Here is a 20,245-nt window from a genome sequence, read left to right on the forward strand (position 1 = left end):
AGATGAAAGTTATTTTCTTACAAGATGTCAAAGGTAAAGGCAAAAAAGGTGATATCAAGGAAGTCCCTAATGGCTACGCACAAAACTTCCTGATCAAAAACAACTTAGCCAAACCTGCCAACAATGAAAGCATGGCAGAACTAAAAGGCAAACAAAAAGCCAAAGAAAAACAAGATGCCGAGGTCTTAGCAGAAGCGAAAGAGCTAAAAGCGCTTCTTGAAAAAGAAGAAACCGTTGTGAAGATCAATGCCAAAGCAGGGGAAGATGGCCGCTTGTTTGGTTCGATCCCATCAAAACAAATTGCCGATGCCTTGAACAAGCAATACAAAATCAAGATCGACAAACGCAAAATCGAATTGGATCAGCCGATTCGTGCATTAGGCTTCACGCAAGTACCTGTAAAATTGCACCCACAAGTAACAGCAACGATCAATGTTCATACCATTCAAGAATAAGCATTACTCCCAACAGTCATATGTTGGGTTTTTTTCGGCAAACGTCCAAGCAATCTTGTACTTTGGATGGGAATCTTGTAGAATGAATGGACGAAGGAGCGAATGGCATGAATGAAGTTTGGCAAAATCAAGTTCCCCCACAAGATATTGAAGCGGAACAAGCGGTCCTAGGGGCAGTCTTTTTAGATGCCGATGCGATCATCGATGCAATGGAAGTAATCGCCCCAGAAGATTTTTATCGCCGCAGCCATCAAATAATTTTTCAAGCAATGATCCAGTTGAACGACCGTAGTGAATCGATCGACTTGATCACGTTGAAAGCAGAAATTGAAAAAAGCAATAGTCTTGAAGATGTTGGCGGTCTGACGTATCTGACTGAATTGAGTCAAGCTTCACCATCAGCAGCAAGTATTGCTTATTATGCGAAGATCGTTGACGACAAAGCTACGTTACGCAATCTGATCCAAACAGCGAGCCGTATCGTAACCAAAGGCTTTGAACAAGATGAAGATGTGCAGTCGATCATTGATCAAGCAGAAAAAAGTATTTTAGAAGTATCCGAAAAGCGCAATAGCAATGGCTTCCAATCGATAGCGGAAGTCTTGAATCGGACGATCGAAACGATCGATCAGCTGGCGCAAAACAACGAAGAAATCACCGGATTACCTACGGGTTATGCAGCTTTAGACAAAATGACGGCGGGACTGCAAAAAGAAGAGCTGATTATTCTGGCTGCCCGTCCCGCGGTAGGGAAAACCGCATTTGCCTTGAATATCGCACAAAATGTCGGAACGAAAACCGATCGTTCCGTGGCGATCTTTAGTCTGGAAATGGGGGCTGAATCATTGGTCAACCGGATGCTTTGTGCGGAAGGCTCGATTGAGGCCAGTCACTTGCGGACGGGGCAGCTCTCAGAAGAAGAGTGGCGGAATTTGATCGTTGCTATGGGCAGTCTTTCTAACGCCAATATCTATATCGATGATACCCCCGGGATCAAGATCTCTGAGATCCGGGCACGTTGTCGGAAACTCGCGCAAGAAAAAGGCAATCTCGGCTTGATTTTGATCGACTATTTGCAGTTGATTGAAGGAACGGGTCGCGAAAACCGCCAACAAGAAGTCTCTGAGATCTCTCGCCAATTAAAGAAACTGGCGAAGGAATTGAAAGTGCCGGTGATTGCACTGTCTCAGCTTTCTCGGGGTGTGGAACAACGACAAGACAAGCGTCCTGTTTTAAGTGATATCCGAGAATCAGGGTCGATCGAGCAGGATGCCGATATCGTTGCTTTCTTGTACCGAGATGACTACTACCGCAGCGAAGGCGACGATGACGATGAACCAGAAGAACAACAAAACAACAATGTGATCGAAGTCATTATCGAGAAAAACCGGAGTGGTGCCCGAGGGACCGTCGAACTTCTATTCATCAAAGAATACAATAAGTTCTCCTCGGTCTCGCCGCGAGAAGAGTTCGGGTAAGACACCAATTATTTGAAAAACAATGGCTCCTGCTGCCGTCTGCATTGCGCTGATGGCAGTAGGGCTTTTTTTATGTGCCGACTTTATTCGTTTTTACGTGTATAAATAATTATTCCAAAGAAAATAGTTCGTTTTTTACCCCTGAAAAATGAGAATTTAAAACGATTATTCGATTTTAGATTGAAAGAGCTTGCGAATCTTGTTACAATACTTAAGGAATGCACTAATTAAAGAAAGAGGTCATTATATGTCATCTGTAGTAGTAGTAGGTACACAATGGGGCGATGAAGGTAAAGGAAAGATTACGGACTTTTTGAGTGAAAACGCGGAAGTCATTGCACGTTATCAAGGTGGAGACAATGCCGGCCATACGATTAAATTTGACGGTGTGACCTATAAACTGCATTTGATTCCTTCAGGGATCTTTTATGCAGATAAAATCAGTGTCATTGGAAACGGGGTCGTTGTGAACCCGAAATCATTAGTTAAAGAATTAGCATACTTGAAAGAAAACAATATAATAACAGAAAACTTAAAGATTTCTGATCGTGCACATGTTATTTTACCTTATCATATCCATTTGGATCAGCTGCAAGAAGATGCCAAAGGTGACAACAAGATCGGTACGACGATCAAAGGGATCGGACCAGCCTATATGGATAAAGCTGCCAGAGTCGGCATTCGGATCGCTGATCTTTTAGACAAGGAAATTTTTGAAGAACGTCTGCGTATCAACTTAGAAGAAAAAAATCGTCAATTCGTGAAAATGTTCGATGCAGAACCAATTGCCTTTGAAGACATTTTTGAAGAGTATTACGAATATGGCCAACAAATCAAAAAATATGTGACGGATACTTCGGTGATCCTTAACGATGCCTTAGATGAAGGCAAACGAGTTTTATTTGAAGGGGCACAAGGCGTGATGCTGGATATCGACCAAGGAACCTATCCTTTCGTAACATCATCCAACCCTGTTGCTGGGGGAGTCACTATTGGTAGTGGTGTGGGTCCTTCAAAAATCAACAAAGTCGTTGGTGTCTGCAAAGCTTACACCTCTCGGGTAGGCGATGGTCCTTTCCCAACGGAACTGTTTGATGAAACAGGTGAACAAATTCGTAAGATCGGTCGTGAATACGGAACAACGACAGGACGTCCTCGCCGTGTGGGCTGGTTTGATACCGTCGTGATGCGCCATTCAAAACGGGTCTCAGGGATTACGAACCTATCCCTTAACTCGATCGATGTCTTGAGCGGTTTAGAAACCGTGAAAATCTGTACCGCTTATGAACTAGACGGCGAATTGATCTATCATTACCCAGCAAGCTTGAAAGAGTTGAACCGCTGCAAACCGGTCTACGAAGAACTTCCTGGCTGGTCTGAAGACATTACTGGCTGTAAAACATTGGCAGATCTGCCAGAAAATGCACGCAATTACGTTCACCGCATCTCTGAATTAGTCGGTGTCCGCATTTCGACCTTCTCGGTAGGACCAGACCGCAGCCAAACCAACATCTTAGAAAGTGTTTGGGCGCAAATCTAACCTGACGCAAAAGCATCAGAACAAGACAAAGAACTCCTACGTCAAAAGCAGTCAACGATAAGTTTGGCTGCTTTTGATGAGAATTTCTTCTGTCTTGTTCTTTTTTTGCTATAATAGGGGGTAACGAGAGGGGTGAAACCATGTTTCAAATCATGACAGATTCCTGCTGTGATTTACCAGCAGCAAGATTAGCGGAGCTAGATGTCGCCTATATTCCAATGCTGATTGAATTAGACGGCAAAGAATATATCGATGATATGGGCAAAGAATTTGATACGGAATGGTTTTTAGGAAAACTAAAAGAGCATGCGCAACCGACGACTTCTCAAATCAATGTCGGACGTTATATGGAATATTTTCGGCCATATGTCGAAGCGGGCACACCGGTCCTTTATTTAGGTTTTTCTTCAGGAATGAGCGGCTCATTCCAAAGTGCCGTCCAAGCCGTAGCCTTACTAAAAGAAGAATACAAAGAAGTCGCGATCACCTTGATCGATACGCGCTCTGCGAGTTTAGGGGAAGGCTTCTTAGTGGCTGAAGCAGCCCAACAAAAAGCCCAAGGACGTTCGTTGCTGGAAGTCAGCCAATGGGTAGAAGAAAACAAACTACGTTTAGATTCATGGGTCACCGTTGATGATTTAAAACAGTTGGAACGCGGCGGCAGAATCTCTAAAACGGCGGCAGCAATCGGCGGATTGCTGAACGTGAAACCAATCATTACCGTCGATACCGCGGGAAAATTACGCAGCGTTGATCGAGTACGGGGACGCAACAAAGCAATCCAAAAAATCGTGGATCAAACCATTGCCAATCTTCACGAATCAAAAACCAATACGGTTTATTTTGCCAATGCCGGCGATGCCGAAGCAGCGGAGAAAGTCATCAAACGTTTGACCGAAAAAGTTCCTGACATTATTATTCATCATTATCCATTAGGTCCAACGATCTCCAGTCATACCGGCTATGGCTGCTTGGCGCTGTTTTCATTCGGCAAAGCCCGGTTAGAACAAGCGTAACCTGCCCAACATGCCCGAAGTATTAGACAAAATAAAAATAACGCTCCAGTTGCAGCCTTGGTGGCGGGCAAATGGAGCGTTATTTTTTTAAAAAGCAGCTTATTGATTCAATTCTGCTACGCGTTTTTGGACATCTTTGTTTTCTAAGAATTCATCGTAGGTCGTTTCGGCACGATCCACCACGCCTTTGCTAGAGACCGCAATGATTCGGTTCGCAAGGGTTTGAATAAATTGGTGGTCATGAGAAGCAAACAACAATGAGCCGGTGAAGGCCATCAAACCATCGTTTAATGCGGTGATTGATTCTAAGTCCAAGTGATTGGTTGGATCATCCAACACCAATACGTTGGCTTTTGAAAGCATCATTTTCGACAACATACAGCGAACTTTTTCGCCCCCGGAAAGAACGTTGACGGGTTTTAATACTTCATCACCAGAGAATAACATGCGACCTAGGAAGCTGCGCAAGAAGGTATTGTCGTCTTCTTCCTTGCTTGCGTATTGACGCAGCCAATCAACGATCAGGGTATCCGTATCGAATTCGCTGGTCGTATCTTTTGGCAAGTAGGCATGCTGCGTGGTGACGCCCCAACGAACACTACCTGTATCAGGAGTGATTTCCCCCATGATGACTTTGAATAGCGTCGTGGTGGTGATATCGCTATTGGCAACAAAAGCGACTTTGTCGTCTTTATTCAAGGTGAAAGAGATATTGTCTAAAATCTTTTTGCCGTCGATCGTCACACTGACATTGTCGACTTGCAGCAAGTCATTCCCGATTTCACGTTCTGGTTTAAAACCGACAAACGGGTAGCGGCGAGACGAAGGTTGAATATCATCAAGAGTGATTTTATCCAACATTTTTTTCCGAGATGTTGCTTGTTTGGATTTTGATGCATTGGCACTAAAGCGTGCGATAAAGTCTTGCAGTTCTTTGATCTGCTCTTCTTTTTTGGCATTTGATTGGGATTGTAATTTCGCAGCTAATTGGCTTGATTCCAACCAGAAATCATAGTTGCCGACAAACAATTTGATTTTGCCGAAGTCTAAATCGGCCATATGGGTACAAACTTTATTTAAGAAGTGGCGGTCATGGGAAACAACGATAACGGTGTTGTCAAAGTTGATCAGAAACTCTTCTAACCAGTTGATAGATTGGATATCCAATCCGTTGGTAGGCTCATCTAGGAGCAAGACGTCTGGCTTACCGAAAAGGGCTTGTGCCAGTAAGACTTTCACCCGTTGACCAGCAGTTAGATCTTTCATCAAGACATGATGCAATTCATCGGGAATGTTCAAGCCTTGCAAAAGAACGGCTGCTTCTGGCTCTGCTTCCCAACCATCAAGTTCCGCAAATTCGCCTTCTAGTTCGGCGGCACGAATCCCATCTTCATCAGAAAAGTCTTCCTTCATGTAGATCGCGTCTTTTTCTTTCATCACTTCGTAGAGACGTTTATGGCCCATGATAACCGTTTCGATCACTGGAAACTCTTCGTAATCATAGTGGTTCTGTTTCAAGACAGCCATCCGTTCATCAGGACCTAAAGAAACATTCCCGGTCGAAGGTTGGATCTCACCAGATAAAATTTTTAAAAAAGTTGATTTACCAGCACCATTTGCACCAATCAAACCATAACAATTACCAGGCGTAAACTTAATATTAACATCATCAAACAGTTTGCGGTCTGAAAAATGCAAACTTACATCACTTACTGTAATCAATTCTTTTCCTCACTTTATATAAATTGACATGGAGTCTCCTAGCATTATAGCGATGAATGTTGAAACTTTCAAGTAAAGCCGAGGATTTCGTCAGGAAAGGTATAGGCCTGGTGAAAGAAAAATTATGGTTGCTGTTGCCTTCCTAGTAGAACCTGACGGCTTCCTATGCTAGAGTATTGGTAGAATAGTTAGACAAAGGAGCAGACGAATGGTGGATTGGTTGGTTGGATTGTCGCCATGGCAGCAAGCGCTGGTGGGGACGATCTTTACGTATGGTATGACGGCGTTTGGGGCAGCGCTAGTCTTTTTCTTCAAAGAAATCAATAAAAATGTCCTGAATACGATGCTGGGGTTTGCCTCTGGCGTGATGATCGCTGCTAGTTTCTGGTCGTTATTAGATCCTGCGATCGCACGAGCCGAAGAAAATGGCGACATTCCGTGGCTCGTGGTCAGCATCGGGTTTGGTTTGGGCGGTTTGTTTCTATATGCAGCAGATAAGACGCTCCCGCATATGCATTTTGGTCCAAATCATGAAACAGAAGGTTTGCCCAGTCATTTGAAGCGAACGATCTTGCTGGTTTTTTCCATCACGCTGCATAATATCCCAGAAGGCTTGGCGGTAGGGGTAGCGTTTGGGGCGGCGGCTAGTGCCGATGATCCGCGAGCAGCAATCTTAGCGGCGCTTTCGGTAGCGATCGGGATCGGGATTCAGAATTTTCCAGAAGGCGCAGCCGTTTCGATCCCCTTGCGTCAAGAAGGGTTAAGCCGAACCAAAGCCTTTATGTATGGGCAAGCGTCCGGGATCGTAGAACCGATCGCCGGTGTGATCGGGGCTTTGTTGGTAACGAGTATGTCCGCTGTCTTGCCGTATGCGTTGGCTTTTGCAGCGGGTGCTATGATCTATGTAGTGGTGGAAGAATTGATTCCAGAAGCGCAGCAAACCTTGACGAGTCGCCGCCATTTTGCGGTCTTTGGCGTCATGTTAGGCTTTATCTTAATGATGGTTCTAGATGTCGCATTAGGCTGATGGACAGAAAAAACCACCTGACTGTTGGAAAGTCAGGTGGTTTTGGTTTTCCTGCAATTAACGATAATATTTTCTTGGCTTTTGGCGAATCGAGGTTAACCAGCGAACGATCAAAACGGCCAGCAACAAAGGAATCCCGAAACGGAAGATCAATCCGATCAACCCACCAACAATGCCTAATACGACGGATAAAACAAGAGATGCTGCGATTAAAACTGCCACGACAGTAACGATTCTTCCTAATAAACTTTCTGTATTCATAGTGACTCCTCCTAGACTTTTTTTCTTATCCTTAGCATAGCAAGAAAGAAAAAGAAACACATCCAACTTAAGGCGGAATAATTGCTCCGCCGTGCGCCATAGGTTTGTGATAAACTAAACATGAATCATTCATGAAAGGAGTCAAAAAGAATGAACGTAGAAATCCTCACGAGCCAAGTCATCACGGAAGGAGGGTGCAATGCCTGTTTGCCTTATGAACTCAATACCTTCACGCTGCAGCTGCCAGATGGTCGTTGTTTTTCACTAGAAAACTTGGATGCTGCTTCCTTGGTGATGCCCATTGCCCAGATCAATCAGTGGCAGACTCGCTTATTATTAGAAGAAGACGAAGGACTGATCTATCAAAAAGGAACGCAAGAAGTAATTTTCGTAGAGGGCAGCCGTCAGGATACGTTTTCCAGCAAAGGACAGACGATTGCTTGTCCGAAAAAGAGTTGCGAAGCTGACGTTTTTGCCACAACCAATCGAGTGCTGACAGAATTGTTCGGCATCGAACCGCTTTCCTTCGTTCTGCGGGCTGCACAAGCATAAGAGGACACAAAAAGCCGCTTGCGCATGTAGCGACCTCCTGGAGTTAGCTTTTTAGTCTAACTATTGGGGGCATTACAGCAAGTGGCTGTTTTTGCGTATCGTTACTTACGGATCTGGCCTTCGCCATAAACAATGTATTTGGTAGAAGTCAGTGCTTCTAACCCCATTGGCCCACGAGCATGGAGTTTTTGCGTCGAGATGCCGATCTCGGCACCAAAGCCAAACATAAAGCCATCGGTGAAACGGGTCGAGGCATTGACGTAAACCGCCGCCGCATCAACTTCTTTCAAGAAGCGTTGGGAAGCGAAATAATCATCAGTGATGATCGCTTCAGAGTGCTTCGTATTGTAGTGATTGATGTGGGCAATGGCTTCTTCTAGCGAAGCCACCACTTTGATCGCTAAGATATAGTCTAAAAACTCGGTTGCCCAGTCCTCTTCAGTGGCAAGCTGCGCGTTGTTCAAAAACGCCAACGCTTTTTCATCTCCTCGCAATTCGACTTGATCGGCAAATTGCTGTTCTACCATAGGCAAAAATTCTGCCGCCACTGCTTCATGGACGAGGATTGTTTCGATGGCATTGCAGACAGAAGGGCGTTGCGTCTTTGCATTCGTGACGATCGCCAGAGCCATCGGCAGCTGGGCTGCTTGGTCGATGTAGATATGGTTGTTGCCGGTGCCGGTTTCGATCACTGGTACTGTGGCGGTCTCTTTGACACGTCGAATCAAGCCGGCGCCCCCACGGGGGATCAAAACATCCAAGTAATCCGTCAGCCGCATTAGTTCAGCCGCTGTTTCGTGGCTCGTGTCTTCGATAAACTGGATCGCATGGCGGGAGTGTCCATTGGCAGCTAATGCCTCTTGTAAAATAGTCACGAGGACTTGATTGGAGTGGAAGGCTTCTTTTCCGCCACGCAAAATCACGGCATTTCCTGATTTGAAACACAGACTAGCCGCGTCAGTAGTGACATTAGGGCGGGCTTCGTAGATGATGCCGATGACCCCTAAAGGCACCCGCTGTTGACCAATCAAAAGATCGTCAGCATTGCGCCACATTTTATCCACGGCACCGATTGGATCGGGCAATTGGGCGACTTCTCGGATGCCGTTAGCCATCTCGGTGATCCGTTGTTCTGTCAGCAACAGACGATCTAGCATCGTTTGGCTGGTTCCTTTGGCTTTTGCGGCGGTTAGATCTTGTTGATTAGCAGCTAAAATCTTCTCGGTAGCTTTTTCTAAAGCATCGGCCATCGCTGCCAGTAGGTGGTTTTTTTCACTGGCACTCAGTAAGCTTAATGCCTGGGCGCTTGCTTGTGCTTGTTGACCGATCGTTTGTAAATTGCTCATTGCTCATCCTCCGTTCGTTGATAAAAGTGGGTGCCGACAGGTTCCCCTGCGAGCAAGTCAAAAATAATTTTCGGCTGCTTGCCGTTAGCCAGCAGCATGTGACTGTTCAAGTCTAAGATACGTTGAGCGGCTTTTAATTTGCTGGTCATACCGCCGGTTCCATAAGGACTGCCTTTTCCCGTAGCTTGTTCTAAAAGTTCCGGGGTGATTTCATTGATCTCGGAATACAAAACAGCCTCAGGATCATTCAGCGGATTGGCGGAATAAAAGCCGTCGATATCAGAAAGCATGATCAAAAGCTCGGCTTTCGTCAACTGAGCGACGATCGCTGACAGCTGGTCATTGTCGCCGAATTTGGTGAGATGATCCAATTCATCCACTGCCACCGTGTCGTTTTCATTAATGATCGGGATGATCCCCATCGCAAGTAACTGTTCTAAGGTGTTGCTAACGTTTTGACGGCTTTGGGGAAATTCGATGATGTCTCTGGTCAGCAGGATCTGTGCAGTCTGCTGGCTATAGCTTTGAAAACGCTGGTTGTAGATCGTCATCAGTTCCGATTGGCCAACGGCGGCCACAGCTTGCTGCTGCGGGATCTCCACGGGTCGTTCTTTCAAATTCAACTTGTTCATGCCAACACCGATCGCACCAGAGGAAACTAAGATGATTTCTTTGCCTTGGTTTTGTAAAGCTGCTAAGACAAAGGCTAATTCATCGATGCCAGCTAGATTGATGGCACCATTGGGATAAATCAACGAGCTGGTGCCGATTTTTACAACGATTCGGTTTTTGTTTGAAAGATCTGCGCGCATATGCCACCGCCTATTTTTTGATATTTTTTCTATTGTACTCGCAAATGGGCGTTTCGTCATGCTCTTTTTTCTTTTTGAGCTATTTTTAAACGAAGAAATTGTAAAGACTTTTCGATAATTGTGTTTTCCATGAAGAAAATAGTTCTTCCTATGCTAAAATAGCTATATGTTTTATTATTGGAGGAACCCATGAAATTACGAGGATTTGAAATTATTACATCATATAAAGAAAAAAGCATCACCTTGCCTCAACGTGCCACCCATCATGCGGCTGGTTACGACTTTGAAGCAGCGGAAGAAATCGTGGTGCCAAGCATTTGGAAAGCGGGCGTGATCGACGGGGTCAAAGCGCTTTTTGCGAAAGAGACCGCAAAACAGTTGAAGCCAACCTTGGTTCCCACGGGGATCAAAGCCTATATGGGGGAAGACGAGTATTTGCAGCTGACAAATCGTTCCAGCAATCCTTTGAAACGTTTCTTAGTCTTGACGAATGGTGTCGGCGTCATCGACAGCGATTACTATGACAATCCAGATAATGAAGGGCATATCATGTTTCAGTTTACCAATTTCGGCCCCACAGATGTCGTCATTAAAAAAGGCGAGCGGATCGGTCAAGGAATTTTCTTGCCGTTCTTAAAAGCTGATCAAGATACAACCACTGCCAGCCGAACCGGCGGCTTTGGCTCCTCGAATCAGTAAATCCTGCCTGGGGGTCTGTTTGATAGAAGTAGTGGAGGAGATCAATGGCAAAAAAAGCAAAAAGTCAATTTGTCTGTCAAAACTGCGGGTATAGTTCCCCTAAGTATTTAGGAAAATGCCCCAATTGCGGCAGCTGGAATTCAATGGTAGAAGAAGTGATCCAAGAAACCGCTGATCGTCGTGTACGAACAACATTGACCGGTCAAAAGATGCAGCCGACGAAAATCGCCGATGTCGTACCGAAAAAAGAACCGCGGGTCCAAACGAAACTCGCTGAATTGAATCGCGTCTTAGGCGGCGGCGTGGTCCCAGGTTCCTTGATTTTGATCGGTGGGGATCCCGGGATCGGAAAATCGACGCTGCTCTTGCAAGTTTCCCAGCAATTAGCAGCGATCGGCGGGACGGTCTTGTATGTGTCAGGAGAAGAAAGTGCCGAACAAATCAAAATGCGGGCGCAGCGCTTAGGCGCCATCGACACGGAATTTTATCTCTATGGGGAAACGGACATGTCAGAGATCAGTAAAGCGATCGAAAACATCCGTCCAGATTATGTGATCATCGATTCGATCCAAACCATGACCCAACCGGATATCACCAGCGTGGCAGGCAGTGTCAGCCAAGTGCGAGAAACGACCGCAGAATTGCTGAAAATCGCTAAAACCAATGGCATCGCTATCTTTATCGTTGGCCACGTGACGAAGGAAGGCTCGATCGCAGGACCGCGGATGCTGGAGCATATGGTAGATACCGTCTTGTATTTCGAAGGCGAAAAGCACCACAGCTTTCGGATTTTGCGGGCCGTCAAAAACCGCTTTGGGTCCACCAATGAGATCGGGATTTTTGAAATGGAAGAAGGCGGGTTGAAAGAAGTCGCCAATCCGTCACAAGTCTTTTTGGAAGAACGCTTAGAAGGCGCAACCGGATCGGCGATCGTAGTGGCAATGGAAGGCAGTCGGCCAATCTTGGTGGAGATCCAAGCACTGGTCACGCCAACGATGTTCGGCAATGCCAAACGCACGACGACGGGGCTAGACTTCAACCGCGTCTCGCTGATCATGGCGGTTTTAGAAAAACGGGCAGGCTTGCTGCTGCAAAATCAAGATGCCTACTTAAAAGCAGCCGGCGGGGTCAAATTAAATGAACCCGCGATCGATCTAGCGATCGCTGTTAGTATCGCATCTAGCTATAAAGAAAAAGGCACCAGCCCGACGGAGTGTTTTATCGGTGAAATCGGCTTGACGGGTGAGATTCGCCGAGTCAATGCGATCGAGCAACGGGTCAAAGAGGTGCAAAAACTGGGCTTTACAAAAGTTTATTTGCCGAAAAATAATCTGACTGGTTGGCAGCCGCCAAAAGGCATCGAAGTCGAAGGCGTGTCTACCTTAGCCGAAACCTTACGGAAAGTCTTCCGTTAAAGTGGAGTCAACGCAAGAGCAAGGGGCAATCTCCCTTCCTCTTGCCCTGACGCTGCTGGTTCATTCATTTGAACTAAACAACCGATCGACAACCGCTGACTGGCGGAAAGAGCCTGTTTGGCAGCACGGATTTTTGAACAAAAGAAACCTACTGGAGTATGGAGGAACATGTATGCAGAAACGAGTCATTACCGCACTAATGGTACTTGCCGGAGCAAGTCTGGGGATCTCACTGATGCCTATCGCATGGCAAGCCATTGGGCAAACCCAAAATGAATGGCTGAATAATAACATCACTAATAGTTTGCTTGGAGCCCTTATTTTCTTTTTATTATCTTTACTATTAGCGAAATATATTGCAGCCGGTATTCGCAAAATTGAAGAAAAACTAAGTGAATTGAGCTTAACCTATCTCTTGTTTGGCGCAATTGGTTCGATCATCGGTCTGATGATCGGTGTGATCGTGTCGATTCCTTTTTACAATTGGGATATTCCTTTTATCAACGGGATCGCCCCAATCTTAGTGATGGTCCTGTTAGGGTATCTCGGTTTTCAGATCGGGACGACACGGATCGATGAATGGAAAAAAGTCTTTGCCCCGAAAAACAAAAAGGCAGAGCCGCAAGAGCAAGATGAACAGCAGATGCTAGAAAGAAAAATCGCGGACCATTTCCACAAATACAAAATTTTGGATACCAGCGTGATCATTGATGGTCGGATCTATGACATTGCCAAAACCGGCTTTTTAGAAGGCGTCTTGCTGATTCCGAATTTTGTCTTGTACGAATTGCAATACATCGCAGATTCTGGCGATAGTTTGAAACGGGTTCGGGGCCGCCGCGGCTTGGATATTTTGAATGCTTTGCAAAAAGAAGAAGGCATCGCAGTTGAGATGTATGAAGGCGATTTTGAAGACATTTCCGAAGTTGATAGCAAGCTGATCAAGTTAGCGAAGATGCTGGATGGTGTCGTCGTGACCAATGATTACAATTTAAACAAAGTTTCTGAATTTCAAAATGTGCCTGTCTTGAATATCAATGCGTTGGCCAATGCGGTCAAACCAGTGGTGATTCCAGGAGAAAGCATGCACGTCTTAGTGGTGAAAGCTGGCACGGAGCGCCAGCAAGGGGTCGCTTATCTAGATGACGGGACGATGGTCGTGGTGGAAGATGGCCAGCATTACATGAATGAACACATCGAAGTGATCGTCACCAGCGCCTTGCAAACGGCAGCTGGGCGGATGATTTTTGCCAAACCAGCCCATTCTGGTCGCGGCATCGACAACAAAGAAGGATCGAAATCAGAGAAATAATCCTAGGCAGCTGGCGTAAAATATGCCAGCTGCCTTTACTAATTGGGTTATTGATTGTACAATTCAACTTGAGGGTTCTGTTTTTTACGCGGGTCTTTCCCACTAAACTGAACAATAAGCCCCAAGCAGCTTGGCTGGCTTGGAAATCAGATGAAGGAAGAGGAAAACAATGACAAAAGTACGTGTACGTTACGCGCCAAGTCCAACAGGACATTTACACATCGGGAATGCTCGGACGGCTTTATTCAATTATTTGTTTGCTCGTCATAATGACGGTGAATTTATTATCCGAATCGAAGACACCGATCAAAAAAGAAACATTGAAGATGGTGAAAAAAGCCAGCTTGAAAACTTGCAATGGTTAGGAATGGATTGGGACGAATCACCTGAAAATCCAGGAGAATACGGTCCGTATCGTCAATCAGAACGCGGCGATATCTACCAACCACTGATCGATCAATTGCTTGCAAGCAATCGTGCGTATAAGTGTTATTGTACGGAAGAAGAATTGGAAGCCGAACGTGAAGGCCAAAGAACTCGTGGCGAAATGCCTCATTATGCAGGGAAATGTGCCAACTTAACACCGGAAGAGCAAGCCGAAAAAGAAGCACAAGGCTTGAAACCAGTGATTCGTTTCCGTGTCTCTCGCAATACTGAATACAAATTCCACGACATGGTCAAAGGCGAGATCGTTTTTGAATCAGATAATGTCGGTGGCGATTTTGTCATCCAAAAACGTGATGGCATGCCGACCTACAACTTTGCAGTAGCAGTGGATGACCATCATATGAAAATCACCCATGTGCTGCGTGGAGATGACCACATCGCCAACACACCAAAACAGTTGATGATCTATGAAGCATTTGGCTGGCAAGCACCAGAATTCGGGCATATGACGTTGATCATCAATAGCGAAACCGGGAAAAAATTAAGCAAACGGGACGAATCGATTCTGCAATTCATCGAGCAATACCGTGAATTGGGCTATTTGCCAGATGCTATGTTCAACTTTATTGCACTTTTAGGCTGGTCACCAGTAGGGGAAGAAGAAATCTTCTCTCAAGAAGAATTGATCAAAATCTTTGATCCTGAACGGTTGAGCAAATCACCAGCTGCCTTCGATGCCAAGAAATTGGAATGGGTCAATAACCAATACATGAAACAAATGGATTTGGATGAATTGACGGCAATGTGCGTTCCTTACTTGGTAAAAGCTGGCCGCATCGAAGAAACATTGACCGAAGAAAAAGCTGCTTGGTTGAAAAAAATCGTGTCCTTGTATCAACCACAAATGAGTTTTGCGGCACAAATCGTCGATCTTTCGGAATTGTTCTTCGAAGAACACCCTGAATTAGATGATGCAGCCAAAGAAGTCTTGGCAGGAGAAACTGTACCGACGGTTTTGACAGCCTTTAAAGAAAAATTACAGGCGATGCCAGTCGTTGAGGCTGCGGCAGTCAAAGCAGCCATCAAAGAGATCCAAAAAGAAACAGGCATCAAAGGCAAGAATTTATTCATGCCGATCCGCGTGGCGGTCTCAGGCCAAACCCACGGACCAGAACTACCAGATACCGTTGAATTATTAGGGAAAGAAAAAGCCCTTGATCATTTGAATAACGTGTTATAAACACAGCGAATAGACGAAGTACTAGCCGATTTTTTTCAGAGAGGCCACGGAAGGTGAGAGTGGTCAAAAAAGGCTAGGAAATGCACCTAGGAGTGGCTTTGGCGCAAGTCAAAGACGAAGCAGCGGACGTTACCCGCTTGAAGGCAGTACCGAACTGCGAACAAAAGTGGGACCACGCAAAAAAGCGTCTTTTGAATAAGGAAACTTATTTGAAAGACGCTTTTTTCGTATCAAGAAGTTTGGATAAAGCAGGTGAGAAGATGACTTGGTTCAAAAAAGCAATTGCGGCAACAAAAAAACATGATCCATCGGTACGATCAACGTTGGAGATCATCATCACATACCCAGGATTTCATGCCTTGTTTTGGCATCGTTGGTCGCATTTTTTGTTTCAGCATCGCTGGTATTTTTTGGCAAAACTGACAGCCCAGTTTTGGCGTTTCTTGACTGGGATCGAGATTCATCCTGGTGCGCAGATCGGCCAAGGGGTCTTTATCGATCATGGGATGGGGGTCGTGATTGGGGAAACGGCGATCATTGAAGATGATGTCGTCTTGTTTCACGGAGTCACCCTGGGGGGAACCGGCAAAGAGCGAGGCAAGCGTCATCCCACGGTCAAAACCGGTGCGTTTCTCTCAGCCCATGCGCAGATCTTAGGTCCTGTCACAATCGGTGAATATGCAAAGATCGGCGCCAATGCAGTGGTTTTGAAGGATATCCCCGCAGAAGCAACTGCTGTTGGAATCCCAGCAAAGATCGTTCGAATCAAAGGAAAGAAGGTTACCCACGATGATTAAAATCTATAATACGCTGACACGGGAAAAAGAAGTGTTTCAGCCATTGGAAGAAAAGAAAGTAAAAATGTATGTTTGCGGACCCACCGTCTATAACTATATCCATATCGGGAATGGCCGTAGTACTGTGTCGTTTGATACCGTACGCCGTTATTTTGAATACCGCGGCTATACAGTGGACTATTTGATGAATTTTACCGATGTCGATGATAAAATCATTCGTGCGGCAAAAGAATTAGGCACGACGGCCCCAGAAGTGGCAGAGCGTTTTATCAACGCCTTCAATGAAGATACCGCAGCGCTGAACGTCAAACCTGCTACGATGAATCCTCGTGTGATGGATCATATCGAAGACATCATTGCCTTTATTGCTGCTCTTGTAGAAAAAGGCTATGCCTATCCAGTCAATGGCGATGTTTATTACCGTACCCGTAAATTTGCTCACTATGGGCAATTAAGCGACCAATCCATCGATGAGCTGGAAGTCGGCGCAAGCCAGCGGACCGGTGAAGAACAAAAAATCAAGGAAGATCCGTTGGATTTTGCTTTGTGGAAAGCGGCAAAAGGCGATGAGATCGCTTGGGAATCTCCTTGGGGAGCCGGCCGTCCCGGCTGGCATATCGAATGCTCGGTGATGGCGACCAAACACCTAGGCGAGACCATCGATATTCATGGAGGCGGACAAGACTTGACCTTCCCGCATCATGAAAATGAGATCGCCCAAAGCGAGGCAAAAACCGGCAAGACCTTCGCCAACTATTGGATGCATAACGGCTATGTGACAATCGGTGAAGACGAAGAAAAAATGAGTAAGTCACTAGGCAACTTCGTCACGGTGCATGAGATGGTCAAAAAAGTTGATCCACAGGTGCTGCGTTTCTTTTTGGCAACGACTCAGTACCGCCGACCAATCAAATACAGCGAGACTACCTTGCATGAAGCACAAACCAATCTGCAAAAATTGCGGACGACCTATGAAAATGCCAAATTCCGCTTGAATAGCAGTCACAATCAAGCCAGCGATGAGGAAGTCAATGCACCGGTTCTGGAAGAATTTGAAGAACGTTTCATCAAAGAAATGGACGATGATTTCAACGCGGCTAATGGGATCACAGTGGTCTATGAATTGGCGAAGTGGCTGAACTTAGCTAGCGAAGACCCAGAAACAGACTTGGCTTTATTAGCCGCTGGATTAGCCAAATTCAGCGAATGGCTGACGATTTTCGGGATTTATTTTGTATCAGAAGAATTGCTGGATGAAGAAATCGAACAGCTGATCAATGAACGGATTGCCGCCCGCAAAGCCAAAGATTTTGCCCGCAGCGACCAAATCCGTGATGAGTTGAAAGAACAAGGGATCATCTTAGAAGATACCCCGCAAGGAACCCGATGGAGACGAGAAGCATGAGAGATTATAAACAATTGAATGGTTTGGCATTGGCCTATGTGGGGGATGCGGTCTATGAAGTCTATATTCGCGATTATTTAGTCGCCCAAGGCCAAACTCGACCGAACCAACTGCACCATATGGCGACCCACTATGTGTCAGCCAAAGCCCAAGCGGCGTTGATCCAAAAGATGTTGGATGAAGAGATCCTGACCGAAGAAGAACATGATTTTTACCGCCGCGGCCGTAATAGTAAAAGCCATACGGGTGCCAAAAATGCCGATGTCACGACGTATCGTATCGCTACTGGCTTTGAATCGCTGATCGGGTATTTGCACCTCACGCAGCAAAAAGAACGCTTAGACGAGCTAATAGACTGGTGTATAAAGAAAGTAGGAGAAGAAGATGCGAGAAAAACCGCAAAGAAAGCGTCCAAATAAAAAAACAGCTGGCCGATCAGAAGCCAGACAAGAAAATAGACCGGATCGCCGCAAAGAAGCCGCTGGAGAAGCCATCGAAGATAATTTTGTCTTTGGCTATCATGCGGTTGCTGAAGCCTTGAAAGAAGGGCGAGGCAACAAGCTGTTTCTTTCCGAAGAAGCACGGGGAGAAAAAATCGATCGTTTGAAAGAAATGGCGCGGGAACAGGCAGTTCCGGTCAAATGGGTGCCAAAACAAAAGCTGGATACGATGAGTGACCAAGGGGTCCATCAAGGCATGATCTTGGCGATCACCCCTTACCAGTATTTGACCTTGGATGAATTGTTGGCCCAAACGAAAGAACAGCCGCTGTATCTGATTTTGGATAATCTAGAAGATCCCCATAATTTCGGCTCCATCATGCGAACCGCTGATGCCAGCGGCGTAGACGGGATCATCATTCCGAAACACCGTGCGGTGGGGATCACGCCGATCGTGGTGAAAACATCGACTGGTGCAGTGGAACATATTCCTGTGGCCCGCGTGACTAATTTGACCCAAGCAGTCCAGCAGCTGAAAAAAGCTGGTTTTTGGATCTTTGGTACTGATATGAGCGGCAGTGATTACCGCACATGGAATGCTCAAGGGGCGGTCGGTTTGATCATCGGTAACGAAGGTCGCGGCATGGGAGAAGGCTTGAAAAAAGAAGTGGATCAAATGCTGACGATCCCAATGACCGGTCACGTGCAGAGCTTGAATGCCAGTGTGGCGGCGGGCTTGTTAATGTATCAGGCCTTTACTAGCCGAAATGGGGCGTCCCAATGAAAACCCCTTTGCTGATCGTGGATGGCTACAATATGATTGGCGCTTGGCCGGAGCTGGTTCTTTTGAAAAATCAGGACCGTTTAGAAGATGCCCGAGAAGCCTTACTGAACCGGCTGTCAAATTATGCAAAATATGAAGGGTTGAAAATCATCGTTGTTTTTGATGCCCAACTGGTGCCTGGTGTGACACAAAGTTACACCAAATATCAGCTGGAAGTTATTTTTACCGAAGAAGGAGAGACCGCCGACAGCTACATCGAACGAATCGCTGGTGAATTAAACAATCGATTGACGCAAGTCACCGTCGCTACCAGCGATTTAGCCGAACAGTGGGTGATCTTCTCTCAAGGTGCCTTGCGGACTTCGGCACGGGAATTGTACAAAAGCGTGGAAAAAACGGAAAAAGACATCCACGAGCATCAAACCGACTTGCGGTTTGAAAATTTCCGGCGCAATTCCCCCTGGTCACCGGAACAATTAGCCGAACTTGAAAAGAAATTGCGGGACCTTAGTTAGGGACAAAGTTGGTCTGGTAAATTAGAAGATGACCGAGCCATTTATGATACGCTCCTTTTGTAGCAAATGAAGCAAAACAAAAGGAGTGATCTCGATGCGCACAAAGGAAAGACAAGTATCGCACCGTTCAGATAGATTTGAAGAGTTGTTCAGAAAATATCGACCGATCGTTGAGATTTTGCATAAAAAATATTATCTGCGGGATTATGACTTAGATGATTGGCTGCAAGAAGGTCGGATCGTTTTTAATAAGTGTCTAAAGACTTACGATCAGGACAAGGGAACGACGCTGGGTATCTTGTTTAAGCGTTCGTTTGAAAACCGTATCTGCAGCTTATTGCGGGCGCAGCATGCCCAAAAACGCAAAGCTCAAGTCGATGCCTGCTCGCTGGAAGAAAAGCTTTCACAAGAAGGCAATCGGTTTTTGACCGATCATAATCGCTGTGCGGAAACTGCAGAGACCTATTTGTTCGTTAATGAATCGTTAGCAGAGTATCCGAAAAATTTATCGTCTTTAGAACGAATGGTTATAATGAATTATTTAAAAGGATTAGAACTTGATCAGATTGCCGCACAAGAAAAGCTGCCTTACGAAAAAATAAAAAGCGCTTTCAGCCGCGGACGGACAAAGTTGATAGCGCTTATCAAGGGTGTTTAACAAAAATCTTATTGAAAGTAGAATTATTTTATGGTAAACTTGAAATTTTCTGCTTTTCGTGGTATGATGATGCTCGAGGTGAATGCGATGCCAACAACTTTAGCTACGATCAAGAAAGATTTAGAAGGCCGTATCGGTAGTGAGATTATGCTAGTTGCTCAGACTGGACGTAAGCGTCAAACTGAACGTCGCGGCGTTTTGACAGAAACTTATCCTTCAGTTTTTGTTGTAGATTTGGATCCAAATGAGAATTCATTCGAGCGGGTTTCTTATAGTTATTCAGATATTTTAACCAGAACTGTTGAGATTGAATTTTTATCAGAAGCTGTTTGAAACAAGAAGAGTTGACACTTTGTTGACTCTTTTTTGGTTCAATAAGATAAG

General features: G+C 45.5%; 21 protein-coding genes and 1 other annotated feature. Of the genes, 17 read left to right on the forward strand and 4 right to left on the reverse strand.

Going from position 1 to position 20,245, the window contains the following annotated elements; all coding sequences use genetic code 11:
- The first annotated feature begins 2 nt into the window (after positions 1 to 2).
- From rplI to IGI78_RS00070, 4 genes are all read left to right on the forward strand, one after another.
- Positions 3 to 455 carry a 50S ribosomal protein L9 gene (gene rplI / locus IGI78_RS00055; protein ID WP_005226371.1) on the forward strand — a complete coding sequence of 151 codons (453 nt, stop codon included), beginning with the start codon at positions 3 to 5 and terminating at the stop codon, positions 453 to 455.
- 107 nt (positions 456 to 562) lie between these two features.
- Complete coding sequence (dnaB, locus tag IGI78_RS00060) at positions 563 to 1,933, forward strand: replicative DNA helicase (RefSeq protein ID WP_005226374.1); 1,371 nt, start codon at positions 563 to 565, stop codon at positions 1,931 to 1,933.
- A gap of 247 nt (positions 1,934 to 2,180) precedes the next feature.
- Positions 2,181 to 3,473 carry an adenylosuccinate synthase gene (locus IGI78_RS00065; RefSeq protein ID WP_005232916.1) on the forward strand — a complete coding sequence of 431 codons (1,293 nt, stop codon included), beginning with the start codon at positions 2,181 to 2,183 and terminating at the stop codon, positions 3,471 to 3,473.
- 140 nt (positions 3,474 to 3,613) lie between these two features.
- On the forward strand, positions 3,614 to 4,489 hold the full coding sequence (locus tag IGI78_RS00070; RefSeq protein ID WP_016611673.1) for a DegV family protein: 876 nt from the start codon (positions 3,614 to 3,616) through the stop codon (positions 4,487 to 4,489).
- A gap of 99 nt (positions 4,490 to 4,588) precedes the next feature.
- Here IGI78_RS00070 and IGI78_RS00075 read toward each other — a convergent pair whose 3' ends face one another.
- Positions 4,589 to 6,211 carry an ABC-F family ATP-binding cassette domain-containing protein gene (locus IGI78_RS00075; RefSeq protein ID WP_430618179.1) on the reverse strand — a complete coding sequence of 541 codons (1,623 nt, stop codon included), beginning with the start codon at positions 6,209 to 6,211 and terminating at the stop codon, positions 4,589 to 4,591.
- A 208-nt stretch (positions 6,212 to 6,419) separates the two neighbouring features.
- On the opposite strand from IGI78_RS00075, the gene IGI78_RS00080 reads away from it, so the two are divergent.
- Positions 6,420 to 7,238 (forward strand): ZIP family metal transporter, encoded by an 819-nt coding sequence (locus IGI78_RS00080; protein WP_195265657.1) that lies wholly within the window; start codon positions 6,420 to 6,422, stop codon positions 7,236 to 7,238.
- Between the two features lie 57 nt (positions 7,239 to 7,295).
- Here the strand turns inward: IGI78_RS00080 and IGI78_RS00085 are convergent, their stop codons facing one another.
- The gene (locus IGI78_RS00085; protein ID WP_008376766.1) at positions 7,296 to 7,499 is read right to left on the reverse strand and encodes a hypothetical protein; all 204 of its coding nucleotides are present in this window, start codon (positions 7,497 to 7,499) and stop codon (positions 7,296 to 7,298) included.
- 150 nt (positions 7,500 to 7,649) lie between these two features.
- Between IGI78_RS00085 and IGI78_RS00090 the strand changes: the two genes are divergently transcribed.
- A complete protein-coding gene (locus IGI78_RS00090) occupies positions 7,650 to 8,051 on the forward strand; it encodes a DUF4809 family protein (protein ID WP_086293479.1) in 402 nt (133 codons plus the stop codon).
- A gap of 101 nt (positions 8,052 to 8,152) precedes the next feature.
- Here the strand turns inward: IGI78_RS00090 and IGI78_RS00095 are convergent, their stop codons facing one another.
- Both IGI78_RS00095 and proB read right to left on the reverse strand, forming a co-directional pair.
- Positions 8,153 to 9,397, reverse strand: coding sequence for a glutamate-5-semialdehyde dehydrogenase (locus IGI78_RS00095; protein ID WP_195265656.1), 1,245 nt, complete (start codon positions 9,395 to 9,397; stop codon positions 8,153 to 8,155).
- The gene (proB, locus tag IGI78_RS00100; RefSeq protein ID WP_081117600.1) at positions 9,394 to 10,209 is read right to left on the reverse strand and encodes a glutamate 5-kinase; all 816 of its coding nucleotides are present in this window, start codon (positions 10,207 to 10,209) and stop codon (positions 9,394 to 9,396) included. Before proB ends, IGI78_RS00095 begins: the two co-directional genes overlap by 4 nt.
- A 189-nt stretch (positions 10,210 to 10,398) precedes the next feature.
- Here proB and IGI78_RS00105 point away from each other — a divergent pair, with 189 nt between their 5' ends.
- From IGI78_RS00105 to IGI78_RS00155, 11 genes are all read left to right on the forward strand, one after another.
- A complete protein-coding gene (locus IGI78_RS00105) occupies positions 10,399 to 10,908 on the forward strand; it encodes a dUTP diphosphatase (protein WP_195265654.1) in 510 nt (169 codons plus the stop codon).
- Positions 10,909 to 10,952: 44 nt separating this feature from the next.
- Entirely contained in the window at positions 10,953 to 12,323 is a 1,371-nt protein-coding gene (radA, locus tag IGI78_RS00110) for a DNA repair protein RadA (protein WP_005226394.1), read from the forward strand.
- A gap of 172 nt (positions 12,324 to 12,495) precedes the next feature.
- Positions 12,496 to 13,635, forward strand: coding sequence for a PIN/TRAM domain-containing protein (locus tag IGI78_RS00115; RefSeq protein ID WP_005226396.1), 1,140 nt, complete (start codon positions 12,496 to 12,498; stop codon positions 13,633 to 13,635).
- 169 nt (positions 13,636 to 13,804) lie between these two features.
- A complete protein-coding gene (gene gltX / locus IGI78_RS00120; RefSeq protein WP_195265652.1) occupies positions 13,805 to 15,262 on the forward strand; it encodes a glutamate--tRNA ligase in 1,458 nt (485 codons plus the stop codon).
- Positions 15,259 to 15,457 (forward strand) — a binding site (T-box leader). (Overlaps the previous gene by 4 nt.)
- Before the next feature lie 65 nt (positions 15,458 to 15,522).
- Positions 15,523 to 16,059 carry a serine O-acetyltransferase EpsC gene (gene epsC, locus IGI78_RS00125; protein ID WP_081117733.1) on the forward strand — a complete coding sequence of 179 codons (537 nt, stop codon included), beginning with the start codon at positions 15,523 to 15,525 and terminating at the stop codon, positions 16,057 to 16,059.
- Positions 16,052 to 17,464 (forward strand): cysteine--tRNA ligase, encoded by a 1,413-nt coding sequence (gene cysS, locus IGI78_RS00130; protein ID WP_140966355.1) that lies wholly within the window; start codon positions 16,052 to 16,054, stop codon positions 17,462 to 17,464. The genes epsC and cysS overlap by 8 nt, the downstream gene beginning before the upstream one ends.
- The gene (locus IGI78_RS00135) at positions 17,461 to 17,883 is read left to right on the forward strand and encodes a Mini-ribonuclease 3 (protein ID WP_015508687.1); all 423 of its coding nucleotides are present in this window, start codon (positions 17,461 to 17,463) and stop codon (positions 17,881 to 17,883) included. The genes cysS and IGI78_RS00135 overlap by 4 nt, the downstream gene beginning before the upstream one ends.
- Complete coding sequence (gene rlmB / locus IGI78_RS00140; protein WP_010748485.1) at positions 17,849 to 18,688, forward strand: 23S rRNA (guanosine(2251)-2'-O)-methyltransferase RlmB; 840 nt, start codon at positions 17,849 to 17,851, stop codon at positions 18,686 to 18,688. Before IGI78_RS00135 ends, rlmB begins: the two co-directional genes overlap by 35 nt.
- Complete coding sequence (locus tag IGI78_RS00145; protein WP_005226413.1) at positions 18,685 to 19,203, forward strand: NYN domain-containing protein; 519 nt, start codon at positions 18,685 to 18,687, stop codon at positions 19,201 to 19,203. The genes rlmB and IGI78_RS00145 overlap by 4 nt, the downstream gene beginning before the upstream one ends.
- A 94-nt stretch (positions 19,204 to 19,297) precedes the next feature.
- A complete protein-coding gene (locus tag IGI78_RS00150; RefSeq protein ID WP_195265650.1) occupies positions 19,298 to 19,861 on the forward strand; it encodes a sigma-70 family RNA polymerase sigma factor in 564 nt (187 codons plus the stop codon).
- A gap of 87 nt (positions 19,862 to 19,948) precedes the next feature.
- Positions 19,949 to 20,194 carry a Veg family protein gene (locus IGI78_RS00155; RefSeq protein WP_005226417.1) on the forward strand — a complete coding sequence of 82 codons (246 nt, stop codon included), beginning with the start codon at positions 19,949 to 19,951 and terminating at the stop codon, positions 20,192 to 20,194.
- Positions 20,195 to 20,245: the final 51 nt, after the last annotated feature.

Source organism: Enterococcus sp. DIV1767 (assembly GCF_050542585.1).
GTDB classification, from domain to species: domain Bacteria; phylum Bacillota; class Bacilli; order Lactobacillales; family Enterococcaceae; genus Enterococcus_D; species Enterococcus_D innesii.